Here is a 12,784-nt window from a genome sequence, read left to right on the forward strand (position 1 = left end):
AAGATGGCATTGAAATCCCCCGCGTTTCGTAGAAAATTTCCGTTGCTGGTAACCGGCAGTCTGCTGGCCATGCAACCTTTCGCCACCTCATTCGTGGTCGCCGCGGAACAGTATGACTGCTCAGTCTCTGCTTCGGGTGCCTGGGATTGCGCGCCGAAAACCGCCGCCGCCCCATTGCCACCGCGCCCGGTGCATGACGGTGCAGCCGTCAGCTCGGCCAACGGCACGGCGCAAGCCAACGCTGAAGGCGGCACCGAGGCCGAGCCGAAGACCATGCTGGTCACCGAATCCAAGGGCCGTGGCCTGCGTTCGCGCAGCGCCGACTACAGCCACTTGGACTGGGTGCCTCGCGAGAAGCTGACCGCCGCCCAACTGGCGGAAACCGGTCCTTATTGCTCCGGTGCGTACATCGAGCCGATTCGTCCTGGCATGAACGACAAGACGAACAAGAGCGATGCGCCTACCTTCATCGGCGCCAAGGCCTCGCGTTACGAGCAGGAACAGCAGGTCGCGACCCTGGCCGGTGACGTCGTCATGCGCCAGGGCAGCATGCAGCTGGAGTCTGAAGAAGCCAGCCTGTACCAGGCCGAGAACCGTGGCGAGCTGAACGGCAACGTCCGCCTGCGCGACAACGGCGCGCTGATCGTCGGCGACCACGCCCAGGTCCAGCTCGATACCGGCGCGGCACAGATCGACAACGCCGAATACGTGATGCACAAGTCACGCATCCGCGGTAACGCGCTGTACGCCAAGCGCGCCGAAAACGCGATCATCCGTCTCAAGGACGGTACGTACACCACCTGCGAGCCAGACAGCAACGCCTGGCAGCTCAAGGGCAACAACATCACGTTGAACCCGGCCACCGGTTTCGGTACGGCCACCAACGCGACGTTGCGGATCAAGAACATCCCGATCCTGTATACCCCTTACATCTATTTCCCGATCGACAACCGTCGTCAATCCGGCTTCCTGCCGCCGAGCTTCAGCACCGGCAGCGAGACTGGCTTTACGCTGGTGACACCGTACTACTTCAACCTGGCACCGAACTACGACGCCACGTTGTACCCGCAATACATGACCAAGCGCGGCTTGTTGATGGAAGGCGAATTCCGCTACCTCACCAAATCCAGCGAAGGCCAGTTCGGCGGCGCGTACCTGAACGACGACAACGACGAACGCAGCAAGCAGACCGATTACGAAAAAACCCGTTATATGCTCAATTGGCAGCATAAGGGCGGGTTGGATTCGCGCCTGACGACTCAGGTGGATTACACCAAGATCAGTGATCCTTACTACTTCCAGGATTTGAAGTCGTATGAAGAAGGGGTTGAGAGTCGGGATTACCTGAACCAGCAAGGTTCTGTGACTTATCGAGGCGATTCTTACCAAGCGCGCGTGAACGTCCAGGCTTATCAGCTGGCAACGATCTCTCAGATCACACCGTATGATCGCTTGCCGCAGATCACTTTCAATGGTGCGCTGCCGTACCATCCGGGTGGGTTGAACTTCACATACGAGACTGAAGCTGTTCGTTTTGAGCGTAGCCTGGAAAACGGCACGTTTACTGATGAGAATGGCCTTGTATCGCCTCGTCTGGACACCTACGTCACAGGCCTGACCCGTGCAGACGGTACTCGCTTGAACGCGGCTCCCGCCGTCGACTACCCGATGAACTGGACCTACGGCTTTATTACGCCGAAGTTGAAGTACGTCTATACCAAGTACGATCTCGACCTTGACGGTACGGGCAAGACGCAAATGGCTGCAGCCGGCCAGACGTTCAAGAGCTCGCAAGATCGCGCCGTGCCAATCGCCAGCGTCGACAGCGGCCTGTACTTCGACCGCAACACCAACTGGTTCGGCAAAGACTATCGCCAAACCCTCGAGCCGCGCGCGTTCTACCTTTATGTTCCGAATAAAGACCAGAGCGACATCCCGGTTTTCGACACCAGCGAATACTCGTTCAGCTATGCCTCGCTGTTCCGTGACAACCGCTTCAGCGGCACCGACCGGATCGGCGATGAGAACAAGCTGTCCCTGGGCCTCACCAGCCGCTGGATCGAAGAAAACGGCTTCGAACGCCAACGCGTCAGCGTCGGCCAGGCCCTGTACTTCAAGGACCGCGAAGTTCAACTGCCCGGCATCCTGGCAGCCGACCGCGCCGACGCCCAGAGCGACGTTTCGCCGATCGCGCTGGACTACGAGTTCCGCTTCAACCGCGACTGGCGCGCCACTGCCGATTACAACTGGGACACGGAAAGCCACGCCCCACGTTCCGGCAGCGCGATGTTCCACTACCAGCCGGAAGACAACCCGAACAAGATCGTCAACCTCGGTTATCGCTATCGCAACGACCAAGTGGTCTACAACCAGCTGACCGGCAAATGGCAGTTTGGTGGCGACTACGGCACTGTCGGTCAAGATAACTACGTGAAGGATTACTACAAAATCCAACAACACGACTTCTCGATGATGTGGCCGATCATTCCCCAGTGGAACATGATTACCCGCTGGCAGTACGACTACGCCCGCAACCGTACCTTGGAAGCCTTCGGTGGTTTCGAGTACGACAACTGCTGCTGGAAACTGCGCGTCATCAACCGTTACTGGGTTTCCAACGACGAATACAGCCAGATCGCCCCGCTTAACGAAAAGGGTGACCACGGGCTCTTCTTCCAGATCGTCCTCAAAGGACTCGGCGGCCTGACCGGCGCCAAGGTAGAGAGCTTCCTCGACAAAGGCATTCAAGGTTATCGTGAACGTGAAGATCAAGCTTTCTGATTGTCTGCGCCCGCTCGTGCTGGGCGCGCTGTTCCTGGGTACCGCATCGGCGCATGCCGCGGTTCAACAGCTGGATAAGGTCGTGGCCATCGTCGATAACGACGTGATCATGCAGAGCCAACTGGACCAACGGGTCAAGGAAGTTCAGCAAACCATCGCCAAGCGTGGCGGTGGTGTGCCGCCTACCAGTGTCCTGGACCAACAGGTGCTGGAGCGCCTGATCGTCGAAAACCTGCAATTGCAGATCGGCGATCGTTCCGGCATCCGTATTTCGGACGAAGAACTGAACCAGGCTGTCGGCACGATCGCGCAACGCAACAACATGAGCATCGATCAGTTCCGCGCCGCCCTGGCCCACGACGGCCTGTCCTATGAGGACGCGCGTGACCAGATCCGCCGCGAAATGATCATCAGCCGTGTGCGTCAGCGTCGTGTGGCCGAGCGGGTTCAGGTGTCCGAGCAGGAAGTGAAGAACTTCCTCGCATCGGACCTGGGCAAGATGCAGCTCTCCGAAGAACTGCACCTGGCCAACATCCTGATCCCGACCCCGGACAGCGCCAACTCTGAGCAGCTCAATGCAGCCGCCGCCAAAACCCAGGCTATCTATGATCGCCTGAAGGCCGGTGCCGACTTCGCCCAGATGGCAATCGCCCAATCCGGCAGCGACAACGCCCTGGAAGGCGGCGATATGGGCTGGCGTAAAGCCGCTCAATTGCCACCGCCGTTCGACCGTGAGCTGAGTGCCATGGAAGTGGGAGGCATTACCCAGCCAGCCCGCACCCCAGGCGGCTTCATCATCCTCAAGTTGCTGGAACGTCGCGGCGGCGAGACCTCGCTGAAAGACGAAGTCCACGTTCGTCACATCCTGGTTAAACCAAGCGAAATCCGCACCGAAGCGCAAACCAAGGAACTGGCCCAGAAGATCTATGACCGCATCGAAAGCGGCGAAGACTTTGCCACCCTGGCCAAAAGCTTCTCGGAAGACCCGGGTTCCGCCCTCAACGGTGGCGACCTCAACTGGATCGACCCGAAAGCATTGGTGCCGGAGTTCCAGGAAGTGATGGCCAAGACCCCGCAAGGCGTACTGTCCAAACCGTTCAAGACGCAATATGGCTGGCATGTACTGGAAGTCCTTGGCCGCCGCGCCACCGACAACACCAGCCAGGCCCGCGAACAGCAAGCCCTGACCGTCCTGCGCAACCGCAAGTACGATGAAGAGCTGCAAACCTGGCTGCGTCAGATCCGTGACGAAGCCTACGTAGAAAACAAACTGCCAGGCGCCGAGCAAACAGGCACCAACCAGGCAAACCAGTGAAACCCCAGCGTTTCGCGGTGACACCCGGCGAGCCGGCCGGCATTGGTCCAGACCTGTGCCTGCTGCTCGCCTCGCAGCCCCAGCCACACCCCCTGATCGCCATTACCAGCCGCGACCTGCTCCTTGAGCGGGCCGCGCAACTGGGCGTGGCCGTCAAGCTGCTGGACGTTGCGCCGGGTAACTGGCCCGACCTGCCGGCTCCCGCGGGCAGCCTGTATGTGTGGGATACCCCGCTGCAGGCCAAGGTGGTCGCCGGGCAACTGGACAAGGCCAATGCGGCCTTTGTGCTGCAAACCCTGACCCGTGCCGGGCAAGGGTGTATCGACGGCGACTTCGCCGGCATGATCACCGCCCCCGTACACAAGGGTGTGATCAACGAATCCGGCATCGCCTTTTCCGGCCATACCGAATTCCTCGCCGAACTGACCCACACCCCCCAAGTCGTGATGATGCTGGCCACACATGGCCTGCGCGTCGCCCTGGTGACCACGCATTTGCCGTTGCGCGACGTGGCCGATGCCATCACCGTCGAACGCCTGGAGCGCGTCACGCGCATCCTGCATGCCGACCTGCAACAGAAATTCGGCATCGCCCAACCGCGCATCCTGGTCTGCGGGCTCAACCCCCACGCCGGTGAGGGCGGCCACCTGGGCCATGAAGAAATCGACATCATCGAACCCACCCTGGAGCGTCTGCGCCAAGACGGCATGGACCTGCGCGGCCCATTGCCCGCGGACACTCTGTTTACCCCCAAATATCTGGAGCACTGCGACGCAGTGCTGGCGATGTACCATGACCAGGGGCTGCCCGTGCTGAAATACAAAGGCTTCGGCGCCGCAGTCAACGTGACGCTGGGCCTGCCGATCATCCGCACTTCCGTCGACCATGGCACCGCCCTGGACCTGGCGGGCAGCGGCAAGATCGATACCGGCAGCCTGCGCGTGGCCCTGGAAACCGCCTATCAGATGGCCGAGACCCGTATATGACCGAGCATTACCAACACCGGGCGCGCAAGCGCTTCGGGCAAAACTTCCTGCACGACGCTGGCGTGATCGACCGCATCCTGCGCTCCATCCATGCCAAGCCCGAAGACCGTCTGCTGGAAATCGGCCCGGGCCAGGGCGCACTGACCCAAGGCCTGCTGGCCAGCGGCGCGCAACTGGATGTGGTTGAGCTCGATAAAGACCTGATCCCGATCCTCAATCAGCAGTTTGGCGGCAAGTCCAACTTCATCCTGCACCAGGGCGATGCGCTGAAGTTCGACTTCACCAGCCTCAATGCCGCGCCCAACAGCCTGCGGGTGGTGGGTAACCTGCCGTACAACATCTCCACGCCGCTGATCTTCCACCTGCTGAACAACGCAGGGATCATCCGCGACATGCACTTCATGCTGCAGAAAGAAGTGGTTGAGCGCTTGGCCGCCGGCCCTGGCGGCGGCGATTGGGGCCGCCTGTCGATCATGGTTCAGTACCACTGCCGCGTCGAACACCTGTTCAATGTTGGCCCGGGCGCGTTCAACCCGCCGCCGAAGGTCGATTCGGCCATTGTGCGCCTGGTGCCTCACGCCGTGCTGCCGCACCCGGCCAAGGATCACAAACTGTTGGAGCGCGTCGTGCGCGAAGCCTTCAACCAGCGCCGCAAGACCTTGCGCAATACGCTCAAAGCGCTGTTGAGCAACGCCGAGATCGAAGCCGCTGGCGTCGACGGCAGCCTGCGCCCGGAACAACTGGACCTGGCCGCATTCGTGCGCCTGGCCGACCAGCTTGCGATCCAGCCGCCGCCCGTCGCGGACTGAAGCCCGCCCTGCACCAGGCCCGACAGCATGTCTGGCCTAGTGCCCGCCTCTTGGCCTAGACTGATCCGCATCTGCTGTCCTCCGCTTTTGCTTTTAAGGCCTCTTGCATGTCCGATCCTCGCTACCAGATCGACGTCAGCGTCGTTACCCGCTTCCTGGCGGACCAATCGCAACCTGAACACAACCGTTTCGCCTTTGCCTACACCATCACGGTGAAAAACAACGGGCTGGTGCCGGCCAAGCTGCTGTCACGCCACTGGGTGATCACCGACGGTGACGGTCAAGTGGAAGAGGTGCGGGGTGCCGGCGTGGTCGGCCAGCAACCGCTGATCGATATCGGCGCCAGCCATACCTACAGCAGCGGCACGGTGATGACGTCCAAGGTCGGCACCATGCAAGGCTCGTATCAGATGAAAGCCACTGACGGCAAACTGTTCGACGCGATCATCAAGCCATTTCGCCTGGCCGTGCCCGGAGCCTTGCACTGATGGCAACCTATGCGGTCGGCGACCTGCAAGGCTGCCTGCAGCCCCTCAAGTGCCTGCTCGAGCGCGTGGCCTTCGACCCGGCGAACGATCGCCTGTGGCTGGTAGGCGACCTGGTCAATCGTGGCCCCGAGTCCCTGGAGACCCTGCGCTACTTATATGGCCTGCGCGATTCCCTGGTGTGCGTACTGGGCAACCACGACCTGCACCTGCTCGCGGCCGGCAGTAACATCGAGCGCCTGAAAAAAGCCGATACCCTGCGAGAAATCCTCGAGGCCCCGGATCGCGCCGACTTGCTGGACTGGCTGCGCCGGCAAAAGATCCTGCACTACGACGAGCAGCGCGACATGGTGCTGGTCCATGCCGGCATTCCACCGCAGTGGACGCTGAAAAAAGCCCTCAAGTGCGCCGCCGAAGTCGAAAGCGCCCTGGCCGATGACAACCTGTACATCGCCTATCTCGACGGCATGTACGGCAATGAACCGGTGAAATGGGACAACGACCTGACGGGCGTCGCCCGCCTGCGCGTGATCACCAACTATTTCACACGCATGCGCTTCTGCACCGCCGACGGCAAACTGGACCTCAAGAGCAAGGAAGGCGCCGACACCGCGCTGCCCGGCTACAAACCGTGGTTCGCCCACAAGGAACGCAAGACCCGCGACACGAAGATCATCTTCGGTCACTGGGCGGCCCTCGAAGGCAAATGCGATGAACCCGGCGTGTTCGCCCTCGACACCGGCTGCGTGTGGGGCGGCGCCATGACCCTGATGAACATCGACACCGGCGAGCGCCTGAGCTGCCAGTGCCCTTCCCCTCTTCCCGTGACCCCGTCGGTTGCCGCGAAGCGCTAGACGCCGCTTGCAGCCAAACCCAAGGAGCCCGCCATGAGCGAATTCAAACGTATCCCACCCGAACAAGCCCAGGCCCTGCGCGAACAAGGCGCGGTGGTGGTGGATATTCGTGATCCGCAGGCCTACGCCCTGAACCACATCAAAGGCGCCCGGCACCTGGACAACCACAACATCGCCGATTTCATCCGCGCCGCCGACCTCGACGCGCCGGTGATCGTGGCCTGCTATCACGGCAATTCCAGCCAGAGCGCGGCCGCCTATCTGATCAGCCAGGGCTTCTCCGACGTCTACAGTCTGGACGGCGGCTTTGAGCTGTGGCATACGACCTATCCTGCAGAAATTGCCTCCGGCGATTCGCAATAATTTTTTTCACACCCCGCCACCCCGCGTGACGCTTGGGCTTGCGCCGTTTCTGACGAACGGCGCACCCAAACTAATTGCGTATCCCTCCTTTACCTCGCGGATTCCGAACTATCCTTAAGCGCAGGCCATCCGAATCAGGGGAGAGCCGGTACACCGGCGTGCGGGTCATCGGTAGCGTTTCAGGGTGTTCTGGGGGGAAAACGGCCATTGGCGTTCGTCAATGACTGCCAGCATCGACTGATTGATCCGGCGTCGGCTCCACGTATCGAGCGAGGTGACGACGTCATGAGTATTTTTAGCCACTTCCAACAACGTTTCGAGTCCACGCAGCAGGAAGAACTCACACTGCAAGAGTATCTCGACCTGTGCAAGCGTGACCGCAGCACCTACGCGTCTGCCGCCGAGCGTTTGTTACTGGCGATTGGCGAGCCGCAGTTGGTGGACACCTCCAACAACTCGCGTCTGTCGCGAATCTTCTCGAACAAGGTGATCCGCCGCTATCCGGCCTTTGAAGACTTCCACGGCATGGAAGAATGCATCGACCAGATCGTCTCCTACTTCCGGCACGCCGCCCAAGGCCTGGAAGAGAAGAAACAAATCCTCTACCTGCTCGGCCCGGTTGGCGGCGGTAAATCGTCCCTGGCCGAAAAGCTCAAACAACTGATCGAGAAAGTGCCCTTCTACGCCATCAAGGGTTCGCCGGTCTTCGAGTCGCCCCTGGGCCTGTTCAACGCCACGGAAGATGGCGCGATCCTCGAAGAAGACTTCGGCATCCCACGGCGCTACCTCAACACCATCATGTCGCCCTGGGCGACCAAGCGCCTGGCCGAGTTCGGCGGTGACATCAGCCAGTTCCGCGTGGTGAAACTCTACCCGTCGATCCTCAACCAGATCGGCGTGGCCAAGACCGAGCCGGGCGATGAGAACAACCAGGACATCTCGGCGCTGGTGGGCAAAGTCGATATCCGCAAACTGGAAGAATTCCCACAAAACGATGCCGACGCCTACAGCTACTCGGGCGCACTGTGCCGGGCCAACCAGGGCCTGATGGAATTCGTGGAGATGTTCAAGGCTCCGATCAAGGTCCTGCACCCACTGCTCACCGCAACCCAGGAAGGCAACTACAACAGTACCGAAGGCCTCGGCGCGATTCCGTTCACCGGGATTCTGCTGGCCCACTCCAACGAATCGGAATGGCACACCTTCCGCAACAACAAGAACAACGAAGCCTTCATCGACCGGATCTACATCGTCAAGGTGCCGTACTGCCTGCGGGTCAGCGATGAAATCAAGATCTACGACAAGCTGCTGTTCAACAGCTCCCTGGCCAAGGCCCATTGCGCGCCCGACACCTTGAAGATGCTCGCGCAATTCACCGTGCTGTCGCGCCTCAAGGAGCCGGAGAACTCGAATATCTATTCGAAGATGCGCGTGTACGACGGCGAAAACCTCAAGGACACCGATCCCAAGGCCAAGTCGATCCAGGAATACCGCGACACCGCCGGCGTGGACGAGGGCATGAATGGCCTGTCGACGCGCTTCGCGTTCAAGATCCTGTCCAAGGTGTTTAACTTCGACCCTCACGAGATCGCCGCCAACCCGGTCCACTTGCTCTATGTGCTGGAGCAGCAGATCGAACAGGAACAATTCCAGGCCGAAACCCGCGAACGCTACCTGCGCTTCCTCAAGGAATACCTGGCGCCGCGCTATATCGAGTTCATCGGCAAGGAAATCCAGACTGCCTACCTGGAATCCTACAGCGAATACGGCCAGAACATCTTCGACCGCTACGTGCTGTATGCCGACTTCTGGATTCAGGACCAGGAATACCGCGACCCGGAAACCGGCGAAATCCTCAACCGCGTAGCCCTCAACGAGGAACTGGAAAAGATCGAAAAACCCGCCGGCATCAGCAATCCGAAGGATTTCCGCAACGAAATCGTCAACTTCGTGCTGCGTGCCCGCGCCAACAACAATGGCAAGAACCCCACTTGGCTCAGCTACGAGAAGCTGCGGGTGGTCATCGAGAAGAAAATGTTCTCCAACACCGAGGATCTGCTGCCGGTCATCAGCTTCAACGCCAAGGCCAGCAAGGAGGATCAGCAAAAACACAACGACTTCGTTACACGGATGGTCGAGCGTGGCTACACCGACAAACAGGTACGGCTGCTCTCCGAGTGGTATCTGCGGGTGCGCAAATCGCAGTAAGGCAGCGACGGGCGTGTACTGCCAGGCCCATGGCCTGGCGGTCGACCGCTTGTCTCTAAGCTTCCAGCTCGCGGCTTGAAGCTTGTAACGTGAAGCTGCCCGGAGGGCTCCCCATGAGCTATGTGATCGACCGACGCCTCAATGGCAAGAACAAGAGCACGGTAAACCGTCAACGTTTCCTGCGGCGTTACCGTGACCACATCAAAAAGGCCGTTGAAGAGGCCGTCAGCCGCCGTTCCATCACCGACATGGAGCATGGCGAACAGATCAGCATTCCCGGACGGGACATCGACGAACCGGTGCTGCACCACGGCCGGGGTGGCAAGCAGACTGTCGTGCATCCGGGCAACAAGGAGTTCACCACCGGCGAACACATCCAGCGCCCCCAAGGCGGTGGCGGCGGCAAAGGCCCCGGCAAGGCGGGTAACTCCGGCGAAGGCATGGATGAGTTCGTGTTCCAGATCACCCAGGAAGAATTCCTCGAATTCATGTTCGAAGACCTCGAACTGCCCAACCTGGTCAAGCGCAACCTGACCGGCACCGACACGTTCAAGACCGTGCGCGCAGGGATCAGCAACGAAGGCAACCCTTCACGGATCAACATCATCCGCACCCTGCGTTCGGCACACGCCCGGCGCATCGCCCTGTCCGGCAGCAGCCGCGCCAAATTGAAGGAGGCCAAGGAAGAGTTGGCGCGTTTGAAACGCGAAGAACCGGACAACTTCGGCGATATCCAGGAAATCGAGACAGAAATCGAGAAACTCAGCGCGCGCATTCACCGCGTGCCGTTCCTCGACACCTTCGACTTGAAATACAACCTGTTGGTCAAACAACCCAACCCAAGCTCCAAGGCGGTGATGTTCTGCCTGATGGACGTGTCCGGCTCCATGACCCAGGCCACCAAAGACATCGCCAAGCGCTTTTTCATCCTGCTGTACCTGTTCCTCAAGCGCAACTACGACAAGATCGATGTGGTATTCATCCGCCACCACACCAGCGCCCGGGAAGTCGATGAGGAGGAATTCTTCTATTCACGGGAAACCGGCGGCACCATCGTCTCCAGCGCGTTGAAACTGATGCAGGAAATCATGGCCGAGCGCTACCCGGCCAACGACTGGAACATCTACGCGGCGCAGGCCTCCGACGGCGACAACTGGAATGACGACTCGCCGATCTGCCGGGACATCTTGATCAACCAGATCATGCCATTCGTGCAGTACTACACTTATGTCGAGATCACCCCCCGTGAGCACCAGGCGCTGTGGTTCGAATACGAGCGCATCGGCGAAGCCTTCGCCGACACGTTCGCCCAGCAGCAATTGGTCTCGGCCGGCGATATCTATCCGGTCTTCCGTGAACTCTTCCAGCGCAGGTTAGTGACATGACCGCCAAAGAGCATAAACGCCAACCCATTTCCACGGGGTCTGAGTGGACCTTTGAACTGATCCAGGCCTACGACCGGGAAATCAGCCGCATCGCGGCCGGTTATGCCCTGGACACCTACCCCAACCAGATCGAAGTGATCACCGCCGAACAGATGATGGATGCCTACGCCTCGGTAGGCATGCCCCTGGGTTACCACCATTGGTCCTACGGCAAACACTTCCTCAGCACCGAAAAGTCCTACAGCCGCGGCCAGATGGGTCTGGCCTACGAAATCGTGATCAACTCCGACCCGTGCATCGCCTACCTGATGGAAGAAAACACCATCTGCATGCAGGCGCTGGTGGTGGCTCATGCCTGCTACGGGCATAACAGTTTCTTCAAGGGCAACTACCTGTTTCGCACCTGGACCGACGCCAGCTCGATCATCGACTATCTGGTGTTCGCCAAGCAGTACATCATGCAGTGCGAGGAGCGCCACGGCATCGATGCGGTGGAAGACTTGCTCGACTCCTGCCATGCCCTGATGAACTACGGCGTCGATCGCTACAAACGCCCGTATCCGATTTCCGCCGAAGAAGAACGCCTGCGCCAGAAGGAGCGCGAGGAACACCTGCAGAAGCAGATCAACGACCTGTGGCGCACCATTCCCAAACGCGCCGACAAAAACAGCGACAAGGACAATGCGCGCTTCCCCGCCGAACCTCAGGAAAACATCCTGTATTTCCTGGAAAAGCACGCGCCCCTGCTGGAGCCGTGGCAACGGGAAATCGTGCGTATCGTGCGCAAGATCGCCCAGTACTTTTACCCACAGCGCCAGACCCAGGTGATGAACGAAGGCTGGGCGACATTCTGGCACTACACCCTGATAAACGACCTGTACGACGAAGGCCTGGTCACTGACGGCTTCATGATGGAGTTCCTCACTTCCCACACCAGCGTGGTGTTCCAACCCGGCTTCGACAGCCCGTACTACAGCGGCATCAACCCATATGCGCTGGGCTTTGCGATGTACCGCGACATCCGGCGCATGTGCGAAAACCCCACTGAGGAAGACCGCCACTGGTTCCCGGAAATTGCCGGCACCGACTGGCTTTCCACCATCAAGTTCGCCATGAGCAGCTTTAAGGACGAGAGCTTCATCCTGCAGTACCTGTCGCCCAAGGTGATTCGCGACCTCAAGCTGTTCAGCATCCTCGATGACGACCTCAAGGACGACCTGGTGGTACCGGCCATCCACGACGAGCCCGGCTACCGCACCATTCGCGAAACCCTGGCGGCGCAGTACAACCTGGGCAACCGCGAGCCCAACGTGCAGATCTACAGCATCGACGTGCGCGGCGACCGCTCGCTGACCCTGCGTCACCAGCAGCACGACCGCAAACCCCTGGGCGACTCCACCGAGGAAGTACTCAAGCACCTGCATCGGCTGTGGGGGTTCGACATCCACCTGGAAACCCTGCAGGGCGATCAGGTGATGAAAACCCACCACGTCCCCCCACGCAGCGATCACAACGATAACGACTACGGCCGCCTGGACCTGGCCGTCGTTCATCTCTGAAACGGCAAAGCCGCCATTGGCCGGGCACAGGCGTTATCC

The 12,784-nt window shown here is 60.1% G+C and carries 10 protein-coding genes; all 10 read left to right on the plus strand.

Annotated features, from left to right (window positions below; genetic code table 11):
- Positions 1-3: 3 nt before the first annotated feature.
- Entirely contained in the window at positions 4-2,781 is a 2,778-nt protein-coding gene (locus AC07W0_RS20840; RefSeq protein WP_102618123.1) for an LPS-assembly protein LptD, read from the plus strand.
- The gene (locus AC07W0_RS20845; RefSeq protein WP_026140134.1) at positions 2,756-4,096 is read left to right on the plus strand and encodes a peptidylprolyl isomerase; all 1,341 of its coding nucleotides are present in this window, start codon (positions 2,756-2,758) and stop codon (positions 4,094-4,096) included. The genes AC07W0_RS20840 and AC07W0_RS20845 overlap by 26 nt, the downstream gene beginning before the upstream one ends.
- Complete coding sequence (pdxA, locus tag AC07W0_RS20850; RefSeq protein WP_017847809.1) at positions 4,093-5,082, plus strand: 4-hydroxythreonine-4-phosphate dehydrogenase PdxA; 990 nt, start codon at positions 4,093-4,095, stop codon at positions 5,080-5,082. Before AC07W0_RS20845 ends, pdxA begins: the two co-directional genes overlap by 4 nt.
- Positions 5,079-5,891, plus strand: coding sequence for a 16S rRNA (adenine(1518)-N(6)/adenine(1519)-N(6))-dimethyltransferase RsmA (rsmA, locus tag AC07W0_RS20855; protein WP_017847810.1), 813 nt, complete (start codon positions 5,079-5,081; stop codon positions 5,889-5,891). Before pdxA ends, rsmA begins: the two co-directional genes overlap by 4 nt.
- Before the next feature lie 107 nt (positions 5,892-5,998).
- Positions 5,999-6,379, plus strand: coding sequence for a Co2+/Mg2+ efflux facilitator ApaG/CorD (gene apaG / locus AC07W0_RS20860; protein WP_017847811.1), 381 nt, complete (start codon positions 5,999-6,001; stop codon positions 6,377-6,379).
- The gene (locus AC07W0_RS20865; protein WP_102618124.1) at positions 6,379-7,230 is read left to right on the plus strand and encodes a symmetrical bis(5'-nucleosyl)-tetraphosphatase; all 852 of its coding nucleotides are present in this window, start codon (positions 6,379-6,381) and stop codon (positions 7,228-7,230) included. The genes apaG and AC07W0_RS20865 overlap by 1 nt, the downstream gene beginning before the upstream one ends.
- 33 nt (positions 7,231-7,263) lie before the next feature.
- Entirely contained in the window at positions 7,264-7,593 is a 330-nt protein-coding gene (glpE, locus tag AC07W0_RS20870; RefSeq protein WP_102618125.1) for a thiosulfate sulfurtransferase GlpE, read from the plus strand.
- A gap of 285 nt (positions 7,594-7,878) precedes the next feature.
- Positions 7,879-9,801: a PrkA family serine protein kinase gene (locus AC07W0_RS20875; RefSeq protein WP_017847814.1), complete on the plus strand. Its 1,923-nt coding sequence runs from the start codon at positions 7,879-7,881 to the stop codon at positions 9,799-9,801.
- Positions 9,802-9,914: 113 nt separating this feature from the next.
- Positions 9,915-11,186 carry a YeaH/YhbH family protein gene (locus AC07W0_RS20880; protein ID WP_017847815.1) on the plus strand — a complete coding sequence of 424 codons (1,272 nt, stop codon included), beginning with the start codon at positions 9,915-9,917 and terminating at the stop codon, positions 11,184-11,186.
- Positions 11,183-12,745: a SpoVR family protein gene (locus AC07W0_RS20885; protein WP_017847816.1), complete on the plus strand. Its 1,563-nt coding sequence runs from the start codon at positions 11,183-11,185 to the stop codon at positions 12,743-12,745. The genes AC07W0_RS20880 and AC07W0_RS20885 overlap by 4 nt, the downstream gene beginning before the upstream one ends.
- Positions 12,746-12,784 lie beyond the last annotated feature (39 nt).

Source organism: Pseudomonas sp. GW704-F2 (assembly GCF_059423025.1).